This window comes from Thauera sedimentorum, from assembly GCF_014489115.1.
In the GTDB taxonomy this organism is placed as follows: Bacteria; Pseudomonadota; Gammaproteobacteria; order Burkholderiales; family Rhodocyclaceae; genus Pseudothauera; species Pseudothauera sedimentorum.
Window position 1 is genome coordinate 246,743 of sequence record NZ_JACTAH010000001.1, and the last position, 24,860, is coordinate 271,602.

Sequence of the window (24,860 nt, forward strand, 5' to 3'; positions counted from 1 at the left end):
CGATGCACCGCGCAGCGGCGCCGAGTTCACCCGCTGTTGCGCAGGCCTGCGGCGATGCCGTTGATCGAGATGTGTATCCCCAGGCGGATGCGTTCGTCGTCGTGACTTTCGCGGTGACGGCGCAGCAGTTCGACCTGCACGTGGTTGAGCGGGTCGAGATAGGGGAAGCGGTTGCGGATCGAACGCTTGAGCAGCGGGTTGCCGTCCAGCAGTTCCTGCTGTCCGGTGATCGCCAGCTGGGCATCGACCGTGTCCTGCCATTCCTTGCGCACCCGCTCGAAGATCGCGTCGCGCAGCGCGGTGTCGCGCACCAGTTCGGCATAGCGGGCGGCGATCGCCAGGTCGGTCTTGGACAGCACCATGTCCATGTTCGACAGCAGTGAGGCGAAGAAGGACCATTCACGGTTCATGTGTTGCAGGCGCGCCAGGCCGTCGTCCGGATGGGTGGTCAGCCAGGCCTTGACCGCGCTGCCGAAGCCGTACCAGCCGGGCAGCATCAGCCGGCACTGCGACCACGAGAACACCCAGGGGATGGCGCGCAGGTCTTCGATGCGCGTGCCCTTCTTGCGCGAGGCCGGGCGCGAGCCGATGTTCAGTTCGGCGATCTCGCTGATCACCGTGGATTGCCAGAAATAGTCCTCGAAGCCGGGGGTCTCGTACACCAGGCCGCGGTAGGCGGCGAAGGCGGTGTCGGAGAGCACCTGCATGGTGTCGAGGAAGGCCGGGTCGGGTGCCGCGGCCTCGCCGGCGAGCAGGGTCGCTTCCAGCGTGGCGGCGACCAGTACTTCCAGGTTGCGGCGGCCGACCTCGGGGTTGCCGTACTTGGCGGCGATCACCTCGCCCTGCTCGGTGAGGCGGATCTGGCCCTGCACCGCGCCGCCCGGCTGGGCGAGGATGGCCTGATAGCTCGGGCCGCCGCCGCGGCCCACCGAACCACCGCGGCCGTGGAACAGGCGCAGGCGCACGCCGTGGCGGGCGAAGACTTCCGCCAGGCCGATCTCGGCCTTGTAGAGCTCCCAGCCCGAGGTCAGGAAGCCGCCGTCCTTGTTGCTGTCCGAGTAGCCCAGCATGACTTCCTGCAACTGGCCGCGTGCGGCCAGCAGCGCGCGGTAGGGTTCGAGGGCGAACAGGCGGTCCATCACGCCCGGCGCGTTGCGCAGGTCCTCGATGGTCTCGAACAGCGGCACCACGTTCACGTCCAGCGCGTTCTCCCGCGGGCGCAGCAGGCCGGCCTCCTTGAGCAGCACGGCCAGCTCAAGCAGGTCCGAGACGTCGTCGGTCTTGGAGATGATGCAGTTCTGGATGACGCCGGGGCCGAAGCGCAGGTGGGCGGCGCGCGCGGCGCGGAAGATCGCCAGCTCGGACTCGGTTTCGTCGCTGTAGCGCATGTGCGGCGAGGCGAGCGGGCGGGGGCTGGCGAGTTCGCCGAGCAACAGCTCGACGCGGGCGGTTTCGTCCAGCGCGCGGTAATCGGCCACGCCTCCCGCGGTGGCGAGCAGTTCGGCGACCACGCGCTCATGTACGTCGGCGTTCTGCCGCAGGTCGATCGGCGCCAGGTGGAAGCCGAATACCTTGACCGCGCGGCGCAGGTGGCGCAGCCGCCCGCGGGCGAGCGCGGCCGAACCGTTGGCGACCAGCGAGCGGTGGATGGTCTCCAGGTCGGCGGCCAGTTCGGCGGGGCCGGCGTAGGCTTCGGCCGCAGCGACCGGCGGGCGTGGCGGCGCGTTGCCGAGCAGGGTGGTCCAGGTGGCCGCCAGGCGCGCGTGCATGCCGGCGATCGCGCGGCGATAGGGCTCGTCGCTGCGATGCGGCGAATGGTCCACCGAGCGTTCGGCGAGTGCCTGCAGCGCATCGGAGACATCCACCAGGCCGACCGCGAGCGAGAGCTGGGAGCCCAGCGCGTGCAGTTCGTCGAGATAGAAGCCGAGCGCGGCGGCGGCCTGCAGGGCGAGCGCGCGTTCGAGCACTTCGGCGGTGACGAAGGGGTTGCCGTCGCGGTCGCCGCCGATCCAGCTGCCGACCTGCAGGAAGGCGGGCAACTCGCCGTTGGCCGCGCCCAGGCGGTCTTCCACGCTGGCGTACAGGCGCGGCAGTTCGCGCAGGAAGGTGGTGTCGAAGTAGGACAGGCCGTTGTTGACCTCGTCGATCACCGACAGGCGGGCCGGGCGCAGCATGCGCGTCTGCCACAGGGTGAGCACCGCGCGGCGCAGCGCGGCGTCGTTGGCCTCCTGCTCTTCGGGGGTGAGGCGCATGCGGTCGCGCTCGTCGAGCAGGCGGGCGATCACCGTCTGGCAGTTGAGGATGCTCTTCCTCTGCACCTCCGTGGGGTGGGCGGTGAGCACCGGGGAGACGAAGGCGTCGTCGAAGAATCCGGCGAGCTCGTCCGGCGCTGCGTCGCCGAGCGCGCGCGCCGCCTTGTCCAGCGCATGCGCCAGGCTGCCTTCGCGCGGCGCCGAGCCGGCCAGCAGGTGGGCGCGTGAGCGGCGGATGTGGTGCTGGTCCTCGGCGATGTTGGCGAGGTGCGAGAAGTAGCTGAAGGCCCGCACCACCTGGATGGTCTGCTCGCGCGCCAGCGCGTCGAGGATGCCTTCCAGCTCCCGGCGCGCGTCCAGGTCGTCGTAGCGGCGGAAGCGCACCGAGGTCTGGCGGATGCGCTCGATCAGCTCGAAGCTGGCCTCGCCCTGCTGGTCGCGCACGGTGTCGCCGAGCAGGCGGCCGAGCAGGCGGATGTCGTCGCGCAGCGGCGCGTCCTTGTCGGTGGGCGTGGTGTTCTCGGCCATCTTGCTTGTCTTCGGTCCTGTTGGTTCAACGGGGTACTGCGCTCAGACGTTCTCGCGCCGTGGCGATCGCCTGTTCCAGGTACTGGCCGTAAAAGTCGGCCAGCCGCATGCCGACGATCGGTTCAGCCAGCCGCTCGCCGCGCGGGCCGTACACCACCACCGTGGGGGTGAAGCGGACCCGTTCGCGCTCGGCAAAACTGCGCTGCGTGCCGCGGCGCCCCTGGAAGTCCACCAGCGGTGCGTCCGAGTCGAGGTCGATCTGGCGGTACAGCGCCGCATCGCGGCTGCCTGTCTCGCGTGACATCGGCACCAGGTAGGTGCGCGCCTCTTCGCACCAATGGCAGCCCGACTGGCTGTAGAGCACCACCATCGGCTTGTCGCTGCGTGCCATCTCCACCGCCTCCAGCTGCAGGTTGCGTGGCGCGGGCAGCTCCAGCGGCGCAGCGCGGAGGGCGAGCGGCATGCATGCTAGAATCGCGGCCAGCCACCGCGCCATGGGTGTCAACCCTGATGCTGCGCTGCGGCGAAAGACTGCTTCAGGCATGTATCCCGTTCTCCTTGCATGAGTTTCCCGACCGTGACCCGTATCGAATCCGGTAGTGCCGCGCCCGAGCGCATCGTCATCGCCACCCGCGAAAGCCGCCTGGCCCTGTGGCAGGCCGAGCATGTCAAGGCACGGCTCGAGGCATTGTATCCCGCGTGCCGGGTGGAGTTGCTGGGCATGACCACGCGTGGCGACCAGATCCTCGACCGCCCGCTGGCCAAGGTCGGCGGCAAGGGGCTGTTCGTCAAGGAACTGGAAACCGCGCTGCTCGACGGGCGTGCCGACATCGCGGTGCATTCCATGAAGGACGTGCCGATGGAAATGGCCGAACCCTTCGCGTTGCCGTGCATCTCGGCGCGCGAGGTGCCGCTCGACGCCCTCGTCTCCAACCGCTACGCCAGCCTGGACGACATGCCGCCGGGGGCGGTGGTCGGCACCTCCTCGCTGCGCCGCGAGTCGCAGCTGCACATGAGCTATCCCTACCTGTCGGTGACCAGCCTGCGCGGCAACCTCGACACCCGCCTGCGCAAGCTCGACGAAGGCCAGTACGACGCGATCATCCTCGCCGCCGCCGGCCTCAAGCGCCTGGGCCTGGGCGAACGCATCCGCGCGGTGCTGCCGTCCGAGGTCTCGCTGCCGGCCGCCGGCCAGGGCGCGCTGGGCATCGAGTGCCTGGCCAGCCGTCCGGAAGTGGCGGCCTGGCTGGCGCCGCTCAACGACGCCGACACCTCGGCCTGCGTGCGTGCCGAGCGCGCCGTGGCCCGCGCGCTGGCTGGCAGCTGCGAGGTGCCGCTGGGGGCCTACGCCGAGATCCGCGGCGGGCGCCTGTGGCTGCGCGGCTTCGTCGCGCTGCCCGACGGCAGCCGCATGGTGCGCGCCGAACTCGAGGGCGACCCGGCCGAGGCCGAAACGCTCGGGCGTGCCCTGGCCGAGGATCTGCGGGCCCAGGGCGCCGAAGCGATCCTCGCCGAACTCGGCTGAGCGCGCCGCCGCTGATGTCTGCGAGCGCAGCCCAGTCCCTGGCCGGCCGTCGCATCGTCGTGACCCGGCCGGCCGAGCAGGCCGATGCGCTGTGCGAAGAGATCGCCCGGCGCGGCGGGACGCCGATACGTTTCCCGGTCATGGCCATCGAGCCGCTGGATGACCCCTCAGCTTTGCGTGAGCTGGCCGCGCGCCTGGACGGTTTCGACTACGCTTTTTTCGTCAGCCCCAACGCGGTGCGGCATGCGCTCAAGTTGCTGCTCGCCGAGCGCGGCTGGCCCGCGCGGGTGGCGGTGTCCACGGTCGGCAAGGGCAGCGAGCGCGCCCTGGCCGAACATGGTTTCGACAAGGTCATCGCCCCCCAGGCCGGCTTCGACAGCGAGTCGGTCCTTGCCCTGCCGGCCTTTGCGCCGGAGGCGATACGCGGACGGCGCGTCGTGGTTTTCCGTGGCGATGGCGGGCGCGAACTGTTCGGCGACACCCTGCGCGAGCGCGGGGCTGAAGTCGAGTACGTCACCTGTTACCGCCGCAGCCTGCCGCAGGCCGCGCCGCGTGTGCTGCTGGACCTCGCCGCGCGCGCCGAACTGGATGCCCTGAGCCTCACCAGCAGCGAGGGGGTGCGCAACCTGGTTGCCCTGCTGGGCGGCGATGTGCCTCCTGAGCTGGCCGGCGTGCCGGTGTTCGCACCTCATCCGCGCATCGTGGAGCAGGCCAGGCTGGCGGGCTTCACCCGCGTCATCGAGACCGCGCCGGGTGACGCCGGCCTGCTCGACGCGCTGGAGGCGCATTTCGACAACAGCCTCGGTTAAACTGAACGCATGAAAGAAGAAATCCCTGCGCTCACGCTCCCCCCTGCATCCGAGGATGCGGGTGGCAAGACCGCCGATCCGGCTCCCGCGTCCGCCGCTGCGTCCGAAACGGGTGGCGAGACCCCCAATCGTTCGGCGCCGCCGGTACGTAGCGGCTCTGCCGGAATTGCCCTGTTGCTCGCGGCGATCGCCGCGGCCGGCGCGGCCGTGGTCGGCTGGCAGGCCTGGCAGACCCGCGGACAGGTAGCCGACTTGCGCGACGAGCTGGCCCGCAGGCTCTCGGGCGCGGATGCGGTGGCGACCGAGGCGCGGGCCTTGACCCGCCAGCAGCAGGAAGCCATCGCCACGCTGCAGGGCAAGCTTGGCGCGCTGGAATCCAAGGTCGCGGCCACCGAGGGGCAGGCCTCGGCGCTCGAGGCGCTGTACCAGGAGTTTTCCCGGTCCCGCGAGGACCGTGTGATGGCCGAGGTCGAGCAAGCCGTCACCATTGCCGGGCAGCAACTGATGCTCGCAGGCAATGTCGAGGCTGCGCTGATCGCCCTGCAGGGTGCGGAGAGCCGCCTCGCGGCGCAGGATCGCGGGCAACTGGCACCGCTGCGTCGTGCGATCGTGCGTGACATCGAGCAATTGCGCACTATGCCGCAGGTCGATGTGCAGGGCATCGCGCTGCGTCTCGAGGTGATGCTCGAAGGTGTCGATGCCTTGCCCCTGGCCTATGCCGGCGAGCTTGAGACGCCGGCGCAGGCCGAGGAGGCACCGGCCGAGCCCGCGTCGCAGGGCTCGGCGGCGCTCGATTTTGCCGCGGGCCTGGCGCGCGATGTGTGGAACGAGCTCAAGACCCTGGTGCGGGTCGAGCGTCTGGACCAGGCCGAACCGGTGCTGCTGGCCCCTGCCCAGAGCACCTTCCTGCGTGAAAACGTCAAGATCCGCCTGCTCACCGCGCGGCTTGCGCTGCTGGCGCGCGACGGCCGCAACTTCGAAGCCGATCTCTCCCAGGCGCGTGGCTGGGTCGAGCGCTTCTTCGATGCGCGCGACGAGCGCGTGCAGACGATGCTGGCCGAACTGAAGAAGCTGGAAGCGACGCCGGTCGTGGTCGATCACGGGGTGACGCTGGACAGCGTCGCCGCATTGCGTCTCCTGCAGGCGAGACCCGGAAACGCTGCCGTCGACGGCACGCCTGCTGGCGACAAGCAAGCCGGGGCCGGCGCCGATGGCGCCGCTCCGGGCGAGCGCTGAGGTCGGCCCATGCGTGCCCTGATCTGGCTCATCGGCATCTTCGCCCTTGCCGCGGCGCTGGCGACCGCAGCGAGCATCAATACCGGTTACGTGCTGCTCGTGGCGCCGCCCTATCGTGTGCAGCTGTCGCTCAACCTGGTGATCATCGGCCTGCTGGCGGCCTTCTTCCTCGCCTACCTGCTGGTCAGGGTGGTGCGGCGCACCCTCGCGCTGCCCGGTGCGGTCGGAGCCTTCCGCGAACGCCGGCGGCGCGAGAAGGCCGGGCGTGCGCTGCGCGACGCGCTGCGCACCCTGTTCGAGGGGCGTTACGCACAGGCGGTCAAGTTTGCCGACAAGGCCTACAGCAATGGCGAGAGCCCCGCCATGGCCGCGCTGGTGGCGGCCCGTGCGGCGCACGCCATGCGCGACGAGACCCGCTACAAGACCTGGCTGGGCCGGGTGGCCGAGCACGGTGACGAGGCCCGCGCCGCGCGCCTTATGAGCGAAGCCGAGCTGGCGGTCGAGGACCGCAACTTCGAACTCGCCGCCGAGCGCCTGGAAACCCTGCGTCTGCTCGGCAACCGGCAGATCGCCGCGCTGCGCCTGTCCCTGCGGGTGGCCTCGGCGCTGCGCCGCTGGGACGAGGTGCTCAAGCTTGCGCGTCAGCTCTACAAGCACAAGGCCTTGTCGGACGAGCAGGTGGCGCCGGTGATCCGCCGGGCGCATGTCGAGCGGATGCGGGAGCTGGTCGGCGACGGCAAGGCCCTGGCCGACTACTGGAAGGCGATTCCGTCGACTGAGATGAAGGATCGCCGGATGGTCGAGCGCGCCGTGCCGCTGCTGGTCGCCGGCGGGCAGGGGGCGCTGGCGCGCCGCAAGGTGGAGCAGTTGCTCGACGCCGAATGGGATACCGAACTGGCCCGGCTGTATGCCCTGTGCGGCCAGGACGATGCGGTGGCCTGCCTGGCCAAGGCCGAGGGCTGGCTCAAGCAGCACCCCAAGGATGCCGGCCTGCTGCACGCGCTGGGTCGCCTGTGCCTGCAGGCGCAATTGTGGGGCAAGGCGCAGAGCTACCTGGAAGTGTCCCTGGGCCTCGATCCGGCGGTGGAGACGCATCTTGCGCTGGCCGGCCTGCTCGAGCAGCTCGGACGTGGCGAAGAAGCGCAGGACCACTACCGCGCGGCCGCCAAGGTGTCGGCGGAGCCGGCGGCGGCGCAGGGCGGTCTTCCGGTCGCCGTTTGACGCAAGGGGCATGCGCGGCCTGCATGAAGGCCGCATCGCGGGCAAGCCCGCTCCTATGCCCGCAGAGCCTGTTGTAGGAGCGGCCTTGGCCGCGATCCCACGGTTTCCCTACACCCAGTCCTGCGGTTTCAGATAACGCTCGTAGAGCGCCGCTTCGGCGCTGCCGGCTTCCGGATGCCAGTCGTAGCGCCATTTGACGATGGGCGGCAGCGACATCAGGATGGATTCGGTGCGTCCGCCCGACTGCAGGCCGAACAGCGTACCGCGGTCGAACACCAGGTTGAACTCCACGTAGCGTCCGCGGCGGTAGGCCTGGAAGTCGCGCTCGCGCTCGCCATAGGGCGTGTCGCGGCGGCGCTCGACGATGGGCAGATAGGCGTCGAGGAAGGCGTCTCCGACCGAGCGGGTGAGGCCGAACGCGGTGTCGAAGGAGGTCTGGCCGTCGGCGCCGAGGTCGTCGAAGAACAGCCCGCCGACGCCGCGCGGCTCGTTGCGGTGCTTGAGGAAGAAGTAGCGGTCGCACCAGTCCTTGAGCCGGCGGTACTCCGCCTCGCCGCCGAAGGGCAGTACCGCTGCCTTGCAGCTGGCGTGGAAGTGGCGCACGTCCTCGTCATTGCCGTAATAGGGCGTGAGGTCCATGCCGCCGCCGAACCACCACACCGGGTCCTTGCCCTCGGCCAGTGCGACGAAGCAGCGCACGTTCATGTGCACCGTCGGGCAGTAGGGGTTGCGCGGGTGCAGTACCAGCGACACGCCCATGGCCTCGAAGCGTCGCCCGGCCAGTTCCGGGCGGTGCGCGGTGGCCGAGGCCGGCATGGCCTCGCCCATGACGTGCGAGAAATTGACTCCGCCGCGCTCGAAGAAGCCGCCCTCCTCGATGACACGGGTCAGGCCGCCGCCGCCCGCGGGGCGCTCCCAGGCGTCGGCACGGAAGGCCTGACCGTCGAAGGCCTCCAGGCGCTCGACGATGCGTGCCTGCAGGCCGGTGAAATAGTGCTTGATGGCGGCGAGGTCGGGGGTCATGGCAGGGTGGAGAGATTGTCGTAGGAGCGGGCTTGCCCGCGATTGCTGCCTCGTTCGAGGCCGGCGCAATCGCGGCCAAGGTCGCTCCTACATGGAGATCAGCCCTTGCGGGCCACGGCGCGGTGGCCGATGTCGCGGCGGTACTGGCGGCCGGCGAACTGGATCTGGTCGGCGACCTCGTAGGCGGCCTTCTGCGCGCTGCGCACGTTGTCGCCCAGCGCGGTGACGCACAGCACGCGTCCGCCGGCGGTGACGACCTGGCCGTCCTGCTCGGTGGTGCCGGCGTGAAAGACGTGTACGTCTTCGCTGTCGGCCGGCAGGTGGGTGATCGCATCGCCCTTGCGCGGGCTGTCGGGATAGCCTTCGGCGGCCATCACCACGCCGAGCGCGACGCGGCGGTCCCATTCGGCCTCGATCTGGTCGAGCTTGCCGGCGATCGCCGCTTCCACCAGGTCGGCCAGGTCGGTCTTCAGGCGCATCATGATGGGCTGGGTTTCCGGGTCGCCCATGCGGCAGTTGAATTCGACCACGCGCGGCTTGCCGGCCTCGTCGATCATCAGGCCGGCATAGAGGAAGCCGGTGTAGGGGCTGCCGTCGGCGGCCATGCCGGCGAGCGTGGGCTGGATGACCTCGCGCATCACCCGCGCGTGCACTTCCGGGGTGACCACCGGGGCGGGGGAGTAGGCGCCCATGCCGCCGGTGTTGGGGCCCTCGTCGCCGTCCTTGAGGCGCTTGTGGTCCTGGCTGGTGGCGAGCGCCAGCGCGTTCTTGCCGTCGGCCATGACGATGAAGCTGGCTTCCTCGCCCTGCATGAACTCCTCGATGACCACGCGCGCACCCGCATCGCCCATCTTGTTGTCGAGCAGCATCATGTCGATGGCCGCGTGCGCTTCGTCCAGCGTCATGGCGACGACCACGCCCTTGCCGGCAGCCAGGCCGTCGGCCTTGATGACGATGGGTGCGCCCTCGGCATCGACGTAGGCGTGCGCTTGCGCCGCATCCGCGAAGGTCTGGTACTTCGCCGTCGGGATGTTGTGGCGGATCATGAACTGCTTGGCGAAGTCCTTCGAACTTTCCAGGCGGGCGGCGGCCTGCAGCGGGCCGAATACCGGCAGCCCGGCAGCGCGGAAGGCATCGACCACGCCGGCGGCGAGCGGGGCTTCGGGGCCGACGACGGTGAAGGCGACCTTTTCGTTGCGCGCCAGATCGACCAGTTCCGGGATCGCCGTGACCGGCACGTTCTCCAGCAGCGGTTCGCGTGCGGTGCCGGCATTGCCGGGCGCGACCAGTACGCGGGTGATCTTGGGCGACTGGGCCAGCCGCCAGGCCAGCGCGTGTTCGCGTCCGCCCGAGCCGATGACGAGGACTTTCATATAGGCGCTCCGATCAGTGGCGGCTTAGTGGCGGAAATGGCGGAAGCCGGTGAACACCATGGCGATGTCCTGCTCGTCGGCCGCGGCGATCACCTCGGCGTCGCGCATCGAGCCGCCCGGCTGGATCACCGCGGTGGCGCCGGCCTGGGCCAGCACGTCAAGGCCGTCGCGGAAGGGGAAGAAGGCGTCCGAGGCGACCACGCAGCCGGCGATCTGCAGGCCGGCGTTCTCGGCCTTGATCTTGGCGATGCGGGCGGAATCGACGCGGCTCATCTGGCCGGCACCGACACCGACGGTCATGCCGTCCTTACAGTAGACGATGGCGTTGGACTTGACGTACTTGGCCACGCGCCAGGCGAACAGCATGTCACGCATCTCGGCCTCGGTGGGCGCACGCTTGGTCACCACCTTGAGGTCGGCGAGCGCGATGCGCGCTTCGTCGGCGCTTTGCACCAGCAGGCCACCGCCCACGCGCTTGTAGTCGAGCGCGCCGGCAGGCTGGCCGAGCGGGCAGGTGAGCACGCGCACGTTCTGCTTGGCGCGCAGCAGTTCCAGCGCGTCGGCCGTGTAGGCGGGGGCGATCAGCACTTCGAGGAACTGCGCGGAGACCGCTTCGGCGGCGGCGCGGTCGACCTCGCCGTTGAAGGCGATGATGCCGCCGAAGGCCGAGGTCGGGTCGGTGGAGAAGGCCTTCTTGTACGCTTCCAGCGGGCTGGCGCCGAGCGCCACGCCACAGGGGTTGGCGTGCTTGACGATCACACAGGCCGTGGTGTCGAAGGCCTTGACGCACTCCCAGGCGGCGTCCGCGTCGGCGATGTTGTTGTAGGACAGCTCCTTGCCCTGCAGCTGGGTGTAGCTGGCGATGCCGCCTTCCGGCGCGTTGGGTTCCTTGTAGAAGGCCGCGCTCTGGTGCGGATTTTCGCCGTAGCGCAGGTTCTGCACCTTGTCGAAGGCGAGCTGGAAGCGCTCCGGGTAGGCCTGCTTGGACACGTCGCCGGCTTCGTTGCTGACCAGCGCGGTGAGGTGGTTGGAGATCGCCGAGTCGTAGCGCGCGGTGTGGGTGAAGGCCTTCACCGCCAGCGCGAAGCGGGTCTTGTAGGAAAGCGTCTTGGCGTTGGCCTTGAGCTCGGCGACGATGCCGGCGTAGTCCTCGGGATCGGTGACGATGCCCACGCCACCGGCCTCGTTACCGTGGTTCTTGGCCGCGGCGCGCACCATGGTCGGGCCGCCGATGTCGATGTTCTCGATGGCGTCTTCCAGGGTGCAGTCCGGGCGGGCCACGGTGGCCTGGAAGGGGTAGAGGTTCACCACCACCAGGTCGATGCGGCTGATGTCGTGCGCGGCGATGGTGTCCATGTGCTCGGCGAGGTCGCGGCGCGCGAGGATGCCGCCATGGACCTTGGGATGCAGGGTCTTCACCCGGCCGTCGAGCATTTCGGGGAAGCCGGTGTGCTCGGAGACGTCGGTGACGGCGAGGCCGGCATCGCGCAGCAGTGCGGCGGTGCCGCCGGTCGACAGCAGCTTGACGCCGAGGGCGGACAGTTCGCGGGCGAAGTCGAGCACGCCGCGCTTGTCGGACACGCTGATCAGGGCTTGGGTGACGGTCATGTGAAGCTCTGCAACAGGAAGTGGGAAAGACGGTACGCGGCGCGCGATGCGCCGCGGGCGATCACAGCAGATCGTATTCGGTGAGCTTGCGGCGCAGGGTGTTGCGGTTGATGCCGAGCATGTCGGCCGCGGCGGTCTGGTTGCCGCCGGCCTGGCGCAGGACGAATTCGAGCATCGGGCGTTCGACGTTGCGGATCACCATCTCGTAGATGGCCGCCGGCCGTTCGCCGTCCAGGTCGCGGAAGTACTGGTCTAGGGTGCGCTGGATGGAATCGGCGATGTCGTTGCTACGGCTCATGCTGCGAGCTCCTGCGGGAAGTCTTCTTCGTAACGCAGGCGGGCGTCGGCCTCGGCGAGCTGGCCGAAGAAGGCGTCCACCGCGTCGAGCTGGGTGGGGATGGTGGGCAGCTGGTTCATCGTGCGGCGGAAGGCCGCCGAGCCGACCAGGCCCTTGGTGTACCAGGAGATGTGCTTGCGCGCGATCTTCAGGCCGGTGTCTTCGCCGTAGAAGGCGTAGAGATCGGCGAGGTGCTCGCGGCAGACCTGGTGTATCTCGCTGACCAGCGGCGCGGCGAGCAATTCGCCGGTGGCCAGGTAGTGTTCGATCTCGCGGAAGATCCACGGCCGGCCCTGCGCCGCACGGCCGATCATCACGCCGTCGGCGCCGGTGTAGTCGAGCACGTGCTTGGCCTTCTGCGGGCTGTCGATGTCGCCGTTGGCGATCACCGGGATGTTCACCAGCGTCTTGACGTGGGCAATGGTGTCGTACTCCGCCTCGCCCATGTACTGGTCGGCGCGCGTGCGGCCGTGGATGGCGATGGCGCGGATGCCGGACGCTTCGGCGATGCGCGCGACCGTGGGGGCGTTCTTGTTGTCGCGGTTCCAGCCGGTGCGGAATTTCAGCGTCACCGGGGTGTCGGGCACCGCCTTGACCACTGCTTCGAGGATGCGCGCGATCAGCGGCTCGTCCTGCATCAGCGCGGAGCCGGCCATCACGTTGCACACTTTCTTGGCCGGGCAGCCCATGTTGATGTCGATGATCTGTGCGCCGCGCTCGGCGTTGTAGCGCGCGGCCTCGGCCATCATCGCCGGATCGGCGCCGGCGATCTGCACCGAAATCGGCGCCACCTCACCCTCGTGGTTGGCCCGCCGGCGGGTCTTGGCGCTGCCGTAGAGCAACGAATTGGAGGTCACCATCTCGCTCACCGCGAGTCCGGCCCCCAGCTTCTTGCACAGCTGGCGGAAAGGACGGTCCGTCACCCCGGCCATGGGGGCGACGAAAAGGTTGTTGCGCAGGGTGAAACCGGCGAACTGCATGGGGTGGTCGGGCGTGGGGGAAAGGGCGGCATTTTACCCCATGCGGCGTAGGGGTGGGGGAGTGGTGCACGGGCCCGTCGCGACGGAGTTCCGTCGGAGCGGCCTTGGCCGCGATGCGGCGATGCCGGGTGTCAAACAGGCCCCATCGCGGCCAAGGCCGCTCCTACACGCTCACGGCCAGGCGCGGGCGCCGAACATCATGCGCTTGGCGACGAAGTGGCGCAGCGGCGGCAGCATGTCCAGCGCGAACAGGCCGGCGCCGCGCAGATGACGCAGCGGCGGCAGGTCGTTGCTGAACAGGCGCACCAGGGTGTCGGTGAAGCGCACCGTGCCGAAACGGTCCGCGCTGCGGCGGCGGGCGTAGGCGGCCAGGGTGGCGGGTGCGCCGGGGTCGCCGGGGTGGCGCAGCAGGGTGTCGGCCAGCGCCCATACGTCGCGCAGCGCGAGGTTGAAACCCTGGCCGGCCACCGGGTGCAGGGTCTGGGCGGCATTGCCGAGCCAGACGGTGCGCGGCCCCACCGGGCTGCGCCGCACGCGCAGGCCGAGCGGGTAGCGCAGGCGTTCGCTGACCGCAGTGAGGGTGAGGCGGGTGCCGAGGTGGGCCTGCAGGCGGGCCAGATAGGCGGCGTCGTCCAGGGCGAGGAGTTCGTCGGCCTGTTGCGGCGACGCAACATGGACCAGCGCGTAGGCCTCGCCGCAGGGCAGCAGGGCCACCGGGCCGGCCGGCGTGAAGCGCTCGAAGGCGGTGCCGCGCGCTGCGCCGGTGGCCTGCACCATGGCGATCAGCGCGTGCTGGCCGTAGTCGCGGGTCATCGTCTCTGTGGGGTCGGCGTTGATGCTGCCTTCGGCGCACACCGCAAGACGGGCGCGGCAGCTGCCTGCGTGGCGGCCGGCGAGTTCGATGGCGACGCCGTCCGCGTCCGGGTTGAGGCTGCGCACCTCGGTTTCGTCCAGCACGCTGATGCCGGCGCGGTCGAGCGCCCGGCGCAGCGCGGCGGCCAGCGCGCCGGCGGGGGCGACGTGGCCGAGGGCCGGCACGCCGTAGTCGGTGGCGTGGATCAGCGTGCGGCCGAAGCCGCCCTGCTGGGAGACGTGGATGGTGTCGATCGGTGTGGCGGGCAGGGCCTGCCATACGCCCAGGCGCTCCAGGGTGAGGCGGGTGCCGTGGGAGAGCGCGAGCACGCGCGGGTCGGCCGCGGTGGCTTCGGCCGGGCGGGCGTCGGCCAGCACCACGTCCAGCCCGCTGTCCTTGAGCGCGAGGGCGAGCGCCATGCCCACCGGGCCGGCACCGACCACCAGCAGGTCGTGGGTCGTCATGCCTGCGCCTCGCGCATCACCGCTTCGATGTCGGCCACGCTGCGCGGGGCGTCTTCGGTGATGAACTCGCAGCCGTCGGCGGTGACTACGGCATCGTCCTCGATGCGCACGCCGATGTTCCAGAAGGCCTCGGGCACCTTGTCGTCCGGGCGGATGTAGCAGCCGGGTTCCACGGTGAGCACCATGCCGGGGGCGAGCAGGCGCCAGTCGCCGTCCTGCTTGTATTCGCCCGCGTCGTGCACATCCATGCCCAGCCAGTGGCCGGTGCGGTGCATGTAGAAGCGGCGGTAATCACCGTTTTCCAGCACGCCGTCGAGGCTGCCGCCGAGCAGCTTCAGGTCCAGCATGCCCTGGGCGAGCACGCGCACCGCGGCTTCGTGCGGTGCGTTCCAGTGTGCGCCGGGGCGGATGGCGGCCTTGGCCGCGCCCTGGGCGGCGAGCACCAGTTCGTAGATGTCGCGCTGCGGGCCGGAGAAGCGGCCATTGACCGGGAAGGTACGGGTGATGTCGGAGGCGTAGCCGTCGAGCTCGCAGCCGGCATCGATCAACAGCAGGTCGCCGTCGGCCATGCGGCAGTCGTTTTCCACGTAGTGCAGCACGCAGGCGTTGCGGCCGCTGGCGACGATGCTGGTGTAGGCCGGGGCCTGGCTGCCGGCGGCGCGGAAGGCGTGCAGCAGTTCGGCCTCGATCTCGTATTCGAAGCGTCCCGGGCGGGTAGCGGCCATGGCGCGGCGGTGGGCGCCGGCCGAGATGCTGGCGGCGCGGCGCATGGTGGCCAGTTCGAAGTCGTCCTTGATGAGGCGCATCTCGTCCAGTTCGGCACGGATGTCGCGTACCGAGTGCGGCGGCACCACGCCGCTGCGGGCGTTGGCGCGCACCGTGTTGAGCGCGGCCATGACCTTGCCGTCCCATTCGCCGTCGTAGCCCAGGCCGCTCCATAGCACCGGCTGGTTGGCGAGCAGGTCGGGCAGGCGGCGCTCGAGGTCGCCGATGGTCCACGCCTCGTCGAAGCCGAAGGCGGCCTGCGCGGCCTCGGGGCCGTAGCGGTAGCCGTCCCAGATCTCGCGCTCTTCGTCCTTGGCGCGGCAGAACAGGATGCTGCGGTTCTCGGCGCCGGCGACCAGCACCACCACGGCCTCCGGCTCGCGAAAGCCGGTGAGGTAGTAGAAGTAGCTGTCGTGCCGGTAGGGGTAGTGGGCATCGCGGTTGCGCGCGCGCTCCGGGGCGGTGGGCAGGACGGCGACGCCGCCGCCCAGCGCATGCATGCGGGCGAGCAGGCGCTCGCGACGGGCACGGAAGGGGGTGATGTCGAGGACGTGTTGGGTGGGCGCGTTCATGGCGGGGATTATGCGCGGTGTTGTGCTTCGACGGCGAGATGGCGGTCCAGTTCGGCGAGGCGCGCCGGGGTGCCGACATCCAGCCAGTAGCCGGTGTGCAGTGCGCCGGAGACGCGCCCTGCGGCCATCGCGCCGCGCAGTAGCGGGGCGAGCTTTGCCGGGTGGCCGGCGGGCAGGTCGGCGAACAGCGCCGGGTGGTAGGCGCCCAGGCCGGAGAAGGTGAAGCGCGTGCCTTCCTGGTCCATTACCCGGTCGCCGATCAGCGTGAAGTCGCCGTCCGGATGGTGGTCCGGGTTGGGCACCAGCAGCAGATGGGCGAGATCGCCGGTCGCGGCGAGCCGGTGTGCTGCGGCGGCGAGCAGCGCGGGGTCGGCGTCGCAGTAGACGTCGCCGTTGATCACCAGGAAGGCCTGCCCGCCGAGCAGGGGCAGGGCCTGGCGGATGCCGCCAGCGGTTTCCAGCGCGGTGCCCTCGCGTGACCAGGCGATGTGCACGCCGAGTGCGCTGCCGTCGCCCAGTGCGGCTTCCAGTTGGGCGCCGAGGTGGGCGTGGTTGATCACCAGTGCGGTGATGCCGGCTGCGCGCAGGCGTTCGATGTGATGCACGATCAGCGGCTTGCCGCCGGCCGCGAGCAGCGGCTTGGGGCAGTGGTCGGTGAGCGGGCGCATGCGTTCGCCGCGGCCCGCCGCCAGAATCATCGCGCGCATCGGCGCGCTCAGAAGGTGTAGCCGAACTCGACCGGCTCGGGGTCGAGCTGGTCGAGCAGCCGCAACAGCGGCGCGAGTTCGCCGTAGCGGCGGCAGGCGCGGCGCAGATAGTCCATCACCAGCGGCATGTCCTTCAGGTAGCCGTCCTTGCCGTCGCGGTGGTAGAGGCGGGCGAAGATGCCCAGCACCTTGAGGTGGCGCTGCACGCCCATCCACTCGAAGTCGCGGTGAAAGTCGGCGAAATGCTCGCGCACCGGCAGGCCGAGCTTGCGCGCGGCGTCCCAGTAGCGCGCCAGCAGGTCGAGGACGAAATCCTCTTCCCAGCGGATGTAGGCGTCCTTGAACAGTGAGGCGAGGTCGTAGCTGAGCGGGCCGTATACCGCGTCCTGGAAGTCGATGATGCCGGGGTTGCGGCCGTCTTCCAGATACATCAGGTTGCGCGAGTGGTAGTCGCGATGCACGAAGACCTTGGGCTCGTCGAGGTTCACCGCGAGGATGCGCGCGAACACCTTGTCGAGCATGGCGCGCTGGGCGTCGTCGAGCGTGTGGCCCTTGTGGCGGGCGACATACCATTCCGGGAAGAGCTGCAGCTCGCGCATCAGCAGTTCGCGCGAGTACTCGGGCAGCACGCCGGGGCGGCTGGCGGCCTGGATGGCGACCAGGCTGCCGAGCGCGTCGGCATACAGCGCGTGGGCGTTGTCGGCGTCGAGCACCTGCAGATAGGTGCGGTTGCCGAGGTCCGAGAGCAGCAGGAAACCCTGTGCCGCATCCTGCGCGAGCAATTCCGGGACATGGGCGCCGGCGGCGCCGAACAGTTCCGCCACCTGCAGCCAGGGGCGGCAGTCCTCGTGTTCGGGCGGCGCGTCCATGACGATGCGCGAGGGGCTGCCGTCGGCGAAGCTGACGCGGAAGTAGCGGCGGAAGCTGGCGTCGGCCGACGCCGGTGCGAGCTCGAAGGCCTGCCCGGGCAGTTGCGCCGCGAGCCATTGCTGCAGTTGGGCGAGTCGATGCAAACCGGTTCTCCGCGAACGTTCGTGTAAAATCCGCGAGTTTATCAAAGGCACCGAACGCGCCGACGAGCGCGCAGCCAACTTTTTCGGATGGGGAGCGCTTTGCCGGACTTGGGCTTGAAGACGCGGATGCGATTGATTCCGCTGCTGTTGTGCTGGATGTCGGGGAGCGCGCTGGCGGGTAGCATGCCTGCGCTGGTGGTGTCGCCCGATCTTGTCGGGGATGGGGCCGCCGCGGGGGCGGTGCGCAAGCCGCAGGGCGCTCGAGCGACTTCTCAGGCTCCGCAGCCCAATGCCCCCGATCCGGTGCCGGCAGAGCGCGGTGTCGAGGTTCGTCCGGTGAGTCCCGAAGCTGCGCCCGCTCGTACGGAGCCCGTTCGGCAACCCGCCGCCGCGCCGGTGACCCGGCCCGAAGTGCGACCGGCGCCGGCACTCGACACCGCGCAGCCTGCTCGGGGCGCAGAGCAGGGTTCGACAGCGGTCACCGCGCTGCGAATCCGCGGCACCCGGGCGGTGGAGCTGGTTGCCGAGGGCGAGGCCGAACTGCAGCGGGGCGACCTGACCCTGACTGCCGACAGCCTGACCTATCGCGAGTTGACGGACGAGGCGGTCGCCGAGGGCAATGTGCGGCTCGCCCAAGGCGCTGACGAGATCACTGGTCCGGCAGCACGCCTCGTGATCGGTGAGCGCACCGGTGAATTCCAGTCCCCGCGCTACGCGATCACGCGGGCCTCCGAGCCGGAACCCGGCAAGCAGAGCCGGGTGATCACCGGCAGCGGAGGCGCAGATGTCCTGAACTTCGAAGGCGAAAATCAGTACAGGTTGTTCAACGCGACGTGGACCAGCTGCAAGCCGGAGAATCCCGACTGGTACGTCAAGGCTGGCGAACTCGAACTGGACTACGACACCGAGATCGGAACCTTGCGTCATGGCACCGTGGTGTTCAAGGACACGCCCATCCTGTGGGTGCCATGGGCGGAGTTTCCGCTGGTCGGCCGGCGTCAGTCCGGATTGCTCGCGCCGACCTTCGGGACGTCGAACACGACCGGTGTCGACATCACCCAGCCCTATTACTGGAATATTGCGCCCAACTACGACGCCACGCTGATTCCGCGTTACATGAGCCGGCGTGGCTTGCAACTGGGCGGGGAGTTCCGTTATCTCACCGAGGCCAGCAGCGGCGAATTGCGCGCCGAATGGATGCCTGAGGACAAGGTGGCCGGGTTCGAGCGTCGCCTGGGTTCCTGGCAGCACCAGCAGCGCATCACTTCACGGTTGTCGGCTGCCATCGATCTCAATTCGGTGTCGGACGACGAGTACTTCGAGGACCTCAGTTCCCGTGTCGCGGTCGCTTCCAAGGTGAACCTGGTGCGCCAGGGCCAACTGTACTATCAGGGAGCCGACTGGTGGGATGCATCGGCACTCTGGCAGCGCTATCAGACCTTGTCTGACGACGATACGGTGCGCCGCGAGCCGTATCGCCGGCTTCCGCAACTGGCGCTCAACGCCAATCGCGCCGGATTGTATGGCGGCACGACGTTCGCCATGAAGGCCCAGTACACTGAGTTCGATCATCCGGACAAGGATCTCGTCAGTGGCGGAGTGCGGCTGTTTACCGCCGGCAGCCGGCTGGTCCTCTATCCTCAACTGTCGCTGCCGTTCGAGCGCGCCGGCTACTACATCACCCCGAAGATCGGCGTCCATTACACCCGCTACGACCTCGACGAACCCTATCAGGTCGTCGGGGGGCGCACGAAGATTACCCGCAGTGTGCCGATCTTCTCGCTCGATACCGGGCTGAACTTCGAGCGCGAGGCGAACTTCTTCGGGCAGGACTACATCCAGACCCTGGAGCCGCGTGTCTTTTACGTCCGCGCGCCGGAGCGCGAACAGGACGACATCCCCCTGTTCGATACCTCGCGCTACGACTTCAGCTTCGCGCAGATGTTCTCCGAGTCGCCCTACAGCGGGCACGACCGCATCGCGGATGCCGACCAGGTGACCGTGGCCTTGACCTCGCGCCTGATCGATCCGGTCAATGGGGCGGAGCGGCTGTATGCTGCGATCGGTCAGCGCCACTACTTCTCGGACCAGAAGGTGGCCTTGCCGGGCGAAGCGCTCCGGGTGGACCGCCGCACCGATGTACTTGCGGCGCTTGGCGGGCGCATTACACCGACCGTCTCGCTCAATTCCGCATGGCAGTACGATCCGCGAGAGAGTCGTACCGAGCGTATTGCGATCGGCGGGAGCTGGCGCCCGGAGTTCGCCAAGGCGGTGAACATGAGCTACCGGTGGACCCGCGACGTGCTGCGCGATATCGACGTGTCGGCGCAGTGGCCGCTGGGCGGGCGCTGGTACGGCGTCGGGCGGGTGACCCGCTCGATCAAGGAAGGGCGCATCACCGAAGCCATTGCGGGGCTGGAGTACGATGGCGGGTGCTGGGTGTTCCGCACCGTGGCGCACCGCTTCGCCACCACCGAGGACGACGTAACCCAGGCGCTGTTCTTCCAGCTCGAACTGAACGGACTGGCGAGCATCGGTTCGAATCCGGTGGGCCTGCTCAAGCGCAGCGTGTCCGGCTACGGCAAGATCAACGAACCTGGCTCCGGGCGCATCTTCGGCACCGACTGACAAACAAGACGAGACACCATGAATCGACTGATTTCCCGACTTGCCCTGGCGCTGCTCGCCTGCACCGCCGGCATGGCTTCGTCGCTGCAGGCCGCGCCGCGCGTGGTGGAAGTGGATCGCATCATCGCGGTGGTGAACAACGAGGTGATCACTGCCCTGCAGTTGCGCGAAAGCCTCGACCAGGCTGTGCGCCGGCTCGAGCGGCAGGGCACCGAACTGCCGCCGCGCGAGGTGCTCGAGCGCCAGATGCTCGAACGCCTGATCCTCGAGCGTGCCCAGTTGCAGCTCGCGCGCGAGAGCGCCATCCGCGTGGACGAGACCATGCTCGAGCGTGCCATCGCGCGCATCGCCGAGAACAACGGCATGACGGTGGACGGCCTGCGCGACACCCTGACCAGGGACGGCATCCCCTGGAGCCGCTTCCGCGACGAAATCCGCACCGAACTGTTGCTCACCCGCCTGCGCGAGCGCGAGGTGGACAGCCGAATCGTGGTCACCGAAGCCGAGGTGGATAACTTCATCGCCACCAATCCGGACGCCTTCTCCGGTCGCGAGTACCGTCTGGCGCACATCCTGCTGCGCGCGCCGGAAGGCGCCTCGCCGGAACAGATCGATGCCCTGATTGCCCGGGCCAATGACGTGATGCGCCGGCTGGGTGGGGGCGAGGATTTCGCCGCGGTCGCCGCCAGCGTATCGGACGCCCCGGATGCGATGAACGGCGGAGAGCTCGGCTGGCGCAGCCGCGACCGCCTGCCGGCCATCTTCGCCGAGGCGGTGGATGCCCTCCGCCCCGGGCAGGTCGCTCCGGTGATGCGCAGCGCCGCCGGCCTGCACGTGCTCAAGCTGCTGGACGTGCGCGGCGGCGATGCCGGGGCGGACAGCGTGGAGCAGACGCGGGTCAGCCATATCCTGATCCGCACCTCCGAAGTGCTCTCCGATGCCGAGGCCGAAAGCCGCCTGAACGGCCTGCGCGAGCGTGTCATCCACGGCAAGGCCGACTTTGCCGAACTCGCCAAGGCGCATTCGGCCGACCTCTCGGCGGCCAAGGGCGGCGAGCTGGGCTGGGTCTATCCGGGTGACACCGTGCCCGAGTTCGAGCGCGCGATGGACGCGCTGGCGCCCGGGCAGGTCAGCGAGCCGGTGCGCTCGCCCTTCGGCTGGCACCTGATCAAGGTGCACGAGCGCCGGGTGCAGGACGTCTCCGAGGAGCGCAAGCGTGCCATGGCACGTGCCGCGCTGCGCCAGCGCAAATCGGAGGACGCCTTCGAGGATTGGGTCCGCCAGCTGCGCGACAGCACCTATGTCGAATACCGCCTCGACCAGGAGTGAGCTGCCGCTGCTCGCCGTCACCAGCGGCGAGCCGGCCGGGGTAGGCCCGGAGCTGTGCGCCCATCTGGCCGCGCGTGACTGGCCGCTGCGCCTCGTGGTGCTTGGTGATGCGGCCTTGATCGAGGAAAGGGCCGCGCGTAGCGGCGTGGACGTGCTGGTGCGCGAATACCTGCCGGGTGAGCCGGCGCGGGCCGGCGTGCTCGATGTCCTGCACTGCCCGCTGGCCGCCCCCGCGCAGGCCGGCACGCTAGACCCGGCCAACGCCGCCTACGTGCTCGGCCTGCTCGACTGCGCGATCGAGGGTTGCCGTTCGGGCGAATTTGCCGGCATGGTCACCGCCCCGGTGCACAAGGGCGTAATCAACGACGCCGGCGTGCCCTTCTCGGGACACACCGAGTATCTGGCTGACAAGACCGGCACTCCGCGGGTGGTGATGATGCTGGTCGGCGGCGGCCTGCGGGTGGCGCTGGCCACCACCCATCTGCCGCTGTCGGCGGTACCCGCGGCGATCACCCCCGCATTGCTGGAAGACACCCTGCGCATCCTGCACCGCGACCTGGTGGCGCGTTTTGGTCTGGCTGCGCCGCGCATCCTGGTGGCCGGGCTCAATCCGCATGCCGGCGAAGGCGGCCACATGGGGCGCGAGGAGATCGACGTGATCATCCCGGTGCTCGAACGCCTGCGCGCCGAAGGCATGCAACTGGCCGGCCCGCTGCCCGCCGACACCCTGTTCGTGCCCCACACCCTGCAGCAGGGCGACGCGGTGCTGGCCATGTACCACGATCAGGGCCTGCCGGTACTCAAGCATGCGAGCTTCGGCGGCGGCGTGAACGTCACCCTCGGCCTGCCCATCGTGCGCACCTCGGTCGACCACGGCACCGCGCTGGACCTGGCCGGCACCGGGCGTGCCGATCCGGGCAGCCTGTTTGCCGCGGTGGAGCTGGCCGCACAGATGGCGCGTGCGGGCCGCGCGCATCCCTGAACCCACCTCTTTTTCACGGGCCGCACATGGAACACCGCGCACGCAAGCGCTTCGGGCAGAACTTTCTGTCCGACCCGAACATCATCCGCAAGATCGTCGACGCCATCCGTCCGCTGCCCGACGACCTGATGGTGGAGATCGGCCCCGGCCTCGGGGCGATGACCGAGCCGCTGCTCGAGCGCCTCGACCACCTGCACGTGGTCGAGATCGACCGCGACCTGATCGCCCGCCTGCACCAGCGCTGGACGCCCGAGCGGCTCACGGTGCACGAGGGCGACGCGCTCAAGTTCGATTTCGGCTCCCTCGCCGGCGACGGCTGCCCGCTGCGCATCGTCGGCAACTTGCCGTACAACATCTCCACGCCCATTCTCTTTCACCTCGCGGAGTTCGCCGAACAGGTGCGCGACATGAGCTTCATGCTGCAGAAGGAGGTGGTGATGCGCATGGTGGCCGAGCCGGGCAGCGAGGAGTACGGGCGCCTGTCGGTGATGCTGCAATACCGCTTCCGCATGGGGCGGCTGTTCGACGTGCCGCCCGGCGCCTTCCGTCCGGCGCCCAAGGTGATGTCGAGCATCGTGCGCATGATCCCGCTGCCGCGCGAGGCGCTCGGTGCGCACGATGAGGCGTTGCTTGGCGAGGTGGTCACCGCCGCCTTCGGTCAGCGTCGCAAGACCCTGCGAAACACGCTGCGCGAGTATCTCGGCGAGGCGGATTTCGCCGCCCTGGGCATCGACCCCGGCCTGCGGGCCGAGCGTCTGGCGGTGGCCGACTACGTGGCCATCGCCAATCACGTGGCGGACAAACGAAAAGGGCCGGGATGACCCGGCCCTGGCATTCAGGCGATGCGCCTCACTGCTTCTTCAGCGGGCAGGTGTTCATGCCGAGCAGGGTGTAGGCCGGGCACCAGCCCATCAGGCCGGTAGCCAGCGGCACCACGCCGATCCAGGCCCACACCGGACCGCCCATCAGCGCCCAGGCGATCAGCGCGATGCCGACCACGATGCGCAGGATCTTGTCGATTCCGCCGACGTTCGCTTTCATGATGCTCTCCTTGTGTGTTCGAGTGAGCAGCATTTCAGCATAGTGCGGTAGCGCGGGTCTGTAACCGCGGTCACATAGGTCGCGATGCGTGCCGGGAAGGCCTGGGCGCACGGCGCCTGGGCCGTTTCGCCGGCACTGCGCTACTTGTAGGAGCGGCCTTGGCCGCGATTTCCCGCCGGGTCAGCTGCTCTTGCCCGCGCTCGCCAGCCGGCGCAGCCCGGCCGGATCGAGGATCTCCACCTGCTCGCGCGCCAGGCGCACCAGGCCGTCGGCGGCAAAACCCTTGAGCAGGCGGCTGACGATCTCGCGCACGCTGCCCAGTTCGTCGGCCAGTTGCTGGTGGGTGACGTGCAGCACGCGGCCCTTGCCGAGCAGCAGGGCGGCCAGACGCTGGTCCAGCCTGCGGAAGGCCACCTCCTCGATCAACTGCATCAGGTCGGCGATGCGCTCGGCGAACAGGTGGAAGACGAAGCCGCGAAAGGCCGGTTCGCCCAGCAGTTCGTCGAACACCGCCTTGGGCAGCAGCATCAGCAGGGTGTCGGATTCGGTGACGCCGCGGGCGTTGTAATCCTCGTGGCCGAGCAGGCAGGACGAGGAAATGATGCAGGTCTCTCCCGGGGCGACGCGGTAGAGCGGCAGTTCGCGCCCGCTGGGCGCGCACTTCGACACCCGCACCGAGCCTTCGACCACGAAGGGGAAACCCTCGCAGGCCTGGTGGTCGTCGAACAGCAACTGGCCGGCGGGCACGCGCATCCAGCGTGCGGCGGCCTCCAGCCGGTCGCGCGCGGCCGGCGGCAGGGCGTCGAGCACCGGATAGCGGGCGGCGAGGCTTTCGCTGTCGTTCATCGGCGTTCAGGCGTCCACGTCGAGGACCACCGGCGCATGGTCCGACGGGCGTTCCAGGCGGCGCGGCGCCTTGTCCACCGCGCAGCTGCGGCAGGCGGCGCGCAGCGGCTCGGACACCAGGATGTGGTCGATGCGCAGGCCGAAGTTGCGCCGGAAGGCGAGCATGCGGTAGTCCCACCACGAGAAGCTGCGCTCGGGCTGCTCGAACAGGCGGAAGGCGTCCACCAGGCCGAGATCGGTCAGCGCGCGGAAGGCGGCGCGCTCGGGCTCGGAGACGTGGATCTCGTCGGTCCACTCGGGGTGGGCGTCGCGCGCTTCCGGGGCGATGTTGAAGTCGCCGGTGAGCACCAGCTTCGGATGGCGGGCCATCTCCTCGCGCACCCATTCGGTGAGTGCGGCCAGCCAGCGCAGCTTGTACTCGAACTTCTCCGAGCCCACCGCCTGGCCATTGGGGAAGTAGCCGCAGATCACCCGCACGCCGTCCACGCTTGCGGCGATGATGCGCTTCTGCTCGTCCGCGAAGCCGGGAAGGTCGCGCACGATGTCGCTGGCCGCCGTCGGCGTCAGGATGGCAACCCCGTTGTAGGTCTTCTGCCCGTTGGTCGCCGCCTGGTAGCCGGCCTCGGCCAGCGCCTCATGCGGAAAGGCCTTGTCCTCCATCTTCAGTTCCTGCAGGCACAACGCATCGGGCTTGTGCTCGGCGAGCCAGTCGAGCACGTGGGGCAGGCGGATCTTGAGCGAGTTGACGTTCCAGGTGGCGATTTTCAC

General features: G+C 69.4%; 22 protein-coding genes. 8 read left to right on the forward strand and 14 right to left on the reverse strand.

What is annotated here, in order from left to right; all coding sequences use genetic code 11:
* Positions 1–26: 26 nt before the first annotated feature.
* Both ppc and IAI53_RS01135 read right to left on the reverse strand, forming a co-directional pair.
* Entirely contained in the window at positions 27–2,780 is a 2,754-nt protein-coding gene (gene ppc / locus IAI53_RS01130) for a phosphoenolpyruvate carboxylase (protein WP_187716332.1), read from the reverse strand.
* Between the two features lie 25 nt (positions 2,781–2,805).
* Positions 2,806–3,243, reverse strand: a complete 438-nt coding sequence (locus tag IAI53_RS01135; RefSeq protein WP_187716333.1) for a thioredoxin fold domain-containing protein — start codon at positions 3,241–3,243, stop codon at positions 2,806–2,808.
* 99 nt (positions 3,244–3,342) lie between these two features.
* Here IAI53_RS01135 and hemC point away from each other — a divergent pair, with 99 nt between their 5' ends.
* From hemC to IAI53_RS01155, 4 genes are read left to right on the forward strand one after another with little or no spacing between them, the layout of a single operon-like run.
* On the forward strand, positions 3,343–4,305 hold the full coding sequence (hemC, locus tag IAI53_RS01140; RefSeq protein ID WP_187716334.1) for a hydroxymethylbilane synthase: 963 nt from the start codon (positions 3,343–3,345) through the stop codon (positions 4,303–4,305).
* A gap of 14 nt (positions 4,306–4,319) precedes the next feature.
* Positions 4,320–5,114 (forward strand): uroporphyrinogen-III synthase, encoded by a 795-nt coding sequence (locus IAI53_RS01145; protein ID WP_187716335.1) that lies wholly within the window; start codon positions 4,320–4,322, stop codon positions 5,112–5,114.
* Positions 5,115–5,123: 9 nt separating this feature from the next.
* Positions 5,124–6,350: a uroporphyrinogen-III C-methyltransferase gene (locus tag IAI53_RS01150; protein WP_187716336.1), complete on the forward strand. Its 1,227-nt coding sequence runs from the start codon at positions 5,124–5,126 to the stop codon at positions 6,348–6,350.
* Positions 6,351–6,359: 9 nt separating this feature from the next.
* A complete protein-coding gene (locus IAI53_RS01155; protein ID WP_187716337.1) occupies positions 6,360–7,571 on the forward strand; it encodes a heme biosynthesis HemY N-terminal domain-containing protein in 1,212 nt (403 codons plus the stop codon).
* 108 nt (positions 7,572–7,679) lie between these two features.
* Here the strand turns inward: IAI53_RS01155 and hemF are convergent, their stop codons facing one another.
* The 9 genes from hemF to IAI53_RS01200 all read right to left on the reverse strand — a co-directional run bounded on the left by hemF (position 7,680) and on the right by IAI53_RS01200 (position 17,266).
* Positions 7,680–8,594 carry an oxygen-dependent coproporphyrinogen oxidase gene (gene hemF, locus IAI53_RS01160; RefSeq protein ID WP_187716338.1) on the reverse strand — a complete coding sequence of 305 codons (915 nt, stop codon included), beginning with the start codon at positions 8,592–8,594 and terminating at the stop codon, positions 7,680–7,682.
* Positions 8,595–8,692: 98 nt separating this feature from the next.
* Positions 8,693–9,967, reverse strand: coding sequence for a phosphoribosylamine--glycine ligase (gene purD / locus IAI53_RS01165; RefSeq protein WP_187716339.1), 1,275 nt, complete (start codon positions 9,965–9,967; stop codon positions 8,693–8,695).
* Positions 9,968–9,991: 24 nt separating this feature from the next.
* The gene (gene purH, locus IAI53_RS01170; RefSeq protein ID WP_187716340.1) at positions 9,992–11,575 is read right to left on the reverse strand and encodes a bifunctional phosphoribosylaminoimidazolecarboxamide formyltransferase/IMP cyclohydrolase; all 1,584 of its coding nucleotides are present in this window, start codon (positions 11,573–11,575) and stop codon (positions 9,992–9,994) included.
* A 61-nt stretch (positions 11,576–11,636) separates the two neighbouring features.
* A complete protein-coding gene (locus tag IAI53_RS01175; RefSeq protein ID WP_187716341.1) occupies positions 11,637–11,873 on the reverse strand; it encodes a helix-turn-helix domain-containing protein in 237 nt (78 codons plus the stop codon).
* Positions 11,870–12,892, reverse strand: a complete 1,023-nt coding sequence (gene dusB, locus IAI53_RS01180) for a tRNA dihydrouridine synthase DusB (protein ID WP_187716342.1) — start codon at positions 12,890–12,892, stop codon at positions 11,870–11,872. The genes IAI53_RS01175 and dusB overlap by 4 nt, the downstream gene beginning before the upstream one ends.
* A gap of 171 nt (positions 12,893–13,063) precedes the next feature.
* Positions 13,064–14,209, reverse strand: a complete 1,146-nt coding sequence (locus tag IAI53_RS01185) for an FAD-dependent monooxygenase (RefSeq protein WP_187716343.1) — start codon at positions 14,207–14,209, stop codon at positions 13,064–13,066.
* Positions 14,206–15,546, reverse strand: a complete 1,341-nt coding sequence (gene pepP / locus IAI53_RS01190; protein ID WP_187716344.1) for a Xaa-Pro aminopeptidase — start codon at positions 15,544–15,546, stop codon at positions 14,206–14,208. The genes IAI53_RS01185 and pepP overlap by 4 nt, the downstream gene beginning before the upstream one ends.
* 8 nt (positions 15,547–15,554) lie before the next feature.
* Positions 15,555–16,244, reverse strand: a complete 690-nt coding sequence (gene murU / locus IAI53_RS01195) for an N-acetylmuramate alpha-1-phosphate uridylyltransferase MurU (RefSeq protein ID WP_187717905.1) — start codon at positions 16,242–16,244, stop codon at positions 15,555–15,557.
* Positions 16,245–16,261: 17 nt separating this feature from the next.
* Entirely contained in the window at positions 16,262–17,266 is a 1,005-nt protein-coding gene (locus tag IAI53_RS01200) for an aminoglycoside phosphotransferase family protein (protein WP_187716345.1), read from the reverse strand.
* Between the two features lie 126 nt (positions 17,267–17,392).
* Between IAI53_RS01200 and IAI53_RS01205 the strand changes: the two genes are divergently transcribed.
* The 4 genes from IAI53_RS01205 to rsmA are packed head-to-tail and all read left to right on the forward strand — an operon-like array spanning position 17,393 to position 23,026.
* Positions 17,393–19,894, forward strand: a complete 2,502-nt coding sequence (locus IAI53_RS01205) for an LPS-assembly protein LptD (RefSeq protein ID WP_225433105.1) — start codon at positions 17,393–17,395, stop codon at positions 19,892–19,894.
* Between the two features lie 18 nt (positions 19,895–19,912).
* Positions 19,913–21,223 (forward strand): peptidylprolyl isomerase, encoded by a 1,311-nt coding sequence (locus IAI53_RS01210; RefSeq protein WP_187716347.1) that lies wholly within the window; start codon positions 19,913–19,915, stop codon positions 21,221–21,223.
* On the forward strand, positions 21,195–22,205 hold the full coding sequence (gene pdxA / locus IAI53_RS01215) for a 4-hydroxythreonine-4-phosphate dehydrogenase PdxA (protein WP_187716348.1): 1,011 nt from the start codon (positions 21,195–21,197) through the stop codon (positions 22,203–22,205). The genes IAI53_RS01210 and pdxA overlap by 29 nt, the downstream gene beginning before the upstream one ends.
* A gap of 26 nt (positions 22,206–22,231) precedes the next feature.
* A complete protein-coding gene (rsmA, locus tag IAI53_RS01220) occupies positions 22,232–23,026 on the forward strand; it encodes a 16S rRNA (adenine(1518)-N(6)/adenine(1519)-N(6))-dimethyltransferase RsmA (protein WP_187716349.1) in 795 nt (264 codons plus the stop codon).
* Between the two features lie 28 nt (positions 23,027–23,054).
* On the opposite strand, the gene IAI53_RS01225 is transcribed toward rsmA, so the two are convergent.
* The 3 genes from IAI53_RS01225 to xth form a co-directional block, all read right to left on the reverse strand.
* Positions 23,055–23,246: a YgaP family membrane protein gene (locus IAI53_RS01225; RefSeq protein ID WP_187716350.1), complete on the reverse strand. Its 192-nt coding sequence runs from the start codon at positions 23,244–23,246 to the stop codon at positions 23,055–23,057.
* A gap of 180 nt (positions 23,247–23,426) precedes the next feature.
* The gene (locus IAI53_RS01230; protein ID WP_187716351.1) at positions 23,427–24,092 is read right to left on the reverse strand and encodes a Crp/Fnr family transcriptional regulator; all 666 of its coding nucleotides are present in this window, start codon (positions 24,090–24,092) and stop codon (positions 23,427–23,429) included.
* A gap of 6 nt (positions 24,093–24,098) precedes the next feature.
* Positions 24,099–24,860, reverse strand: coding sequence for an exodeoxyribonuclease III (xth, locus tag IAI53_RS01235; RefSeq protein WP_187716352.1), 762 nt, complete (start codon positions 24,858–24,860; stop codon positions 24,099–24,101).

Coding starts and splice junctions, on each gene's coding strand:
- ppc (WP_187716332.1), bottom strand. CDS start 2,780: ATGGCCGAGAACACCACGCCCACCGACAAGGACGCGCCGCTGCGCGAC.
- IAI53_RS01135 (WP_187716333.1), bottom strand. CDS start 3,243: ATGCCGCTCGCCCTCCGCGCTGCGCCGCTGGAGCTGCCCGCGCCACGC.
- hemC (WP_187716334.1), top strand. CDS start 3,343: ATGAGTTTCCCGACCGTGACCCGTATCGAATCCGGTAGTGCCGCGCCC.
- IAI53_RS01145 (WP_187716335.1), top strand. CDS start 4,320: ATGTCTGCGAGCGCAGCCCAGTCCCTGGCCGGCCGTCGCATCGTCGTG.
- IAI53_RS01150 (WP_187716336.1), top strand. CDS start 5,124: ATGAAAGAAGAAATCCCTGCGCTCACGCTCCCCCCTGCATCCGAGGAT.
- IAI53_RS01155 (WP_187716337.1), top strand. CDS start 6,360: ATGCGTGCCCTGATCTGGCTCATCGGCATCTTCGCCCTTGCCGCGGCG.
- hemF (WP_187716338.1), bottom strand. CDS start 8,594: ATGACCCCCGACCTCGCCGCCATCAAGCACTATTTCACCGGCCTGCAG.
- purD (WP_187716339.1), bottom strand. CDS start 9,967: ATGAAAGTCCTCGTCATCGGCTCGGGCGGACGCGAACACGCGCTGGCC.
- purH (WP_187716340.1), bottom strand. CDS start 11,575: ATGACCGTCACCCAAGCCCTGATCAGCGTGTCCGACAAGCGCGGCGTG.
- IAI53_RS01175 (WP_187716341.1), bottom strand. CDS start 11,873: ATGAGCCGTAGCAACGACATCGCCGATTCCATCCAGCGCACCCTAGAC.
- dusB (WP_187716342.1), bottom strand. CDS start 12,892: ATGCAGTTCGCCGGTTTCACCCTGCGCAACAACCTTTTCGTCGCCCCC.
- IAI53_RS01185 (WP_187716343.1), bottom strand. CDS start 14,209: ATGACGACCCACGACCTGCTGGTGGTCGGTGCCGGCCCGGTGGGCATG.
- pepP (WP_187716344.1), bottom strand. CDS start 15,546: ATGAACGCGCCCACCCAACACGTCCTCGACATCACCCCCTTCCGTGCC.
- murU (WP_187717905.1), bottom strand. CDS start 16,244: ATGATTCTGGCGGCGGGCCGCGGCGAACGCATGCGCCCGCTCACCGAC.
- IAI53_RS01205 (WP_225433105.1), top strand. CDS start 17,393: ATGCGATTGATTCCGCTGCTGTTGTGCTGGATGTCGGGGAGCGCGCTG.
- IAI53_RS01210 (WP_187716347.1), top strand. CDS start 19,913: ATGAATCGACTGATTTCCCGACTTGCCCTGGCGCTGCTCGCCTGCACC.
- pdxA (WP_187716348.1), top strand. CDS start 21,195: ATGTCGAATACCGCCTCGACCAGGAGTGAGCTGCCGCTGCTCGCCGTC.
- rsmA (WP_187716349.1), top strand. CDS start 22,232: ATGGAACACCGCGCACGCAAGCGCTTCGGGCAGAACTTTCTGTCCGAC.
- IAI53_RS01225 (WP_187716350.1), bottom strand. CDS start 23,246: ATGAAAGCGAACGTCGGCGGAATCGACAAGATCCTGCGCATCGTGGTC.
- IAI53_RS01230 (WP_187716351.1), bottom strand. CDS start 24,092: ATGAACGACAGCGAAAGCCTCGCCGCCCGCTATCCGGTGCTCGACGCC.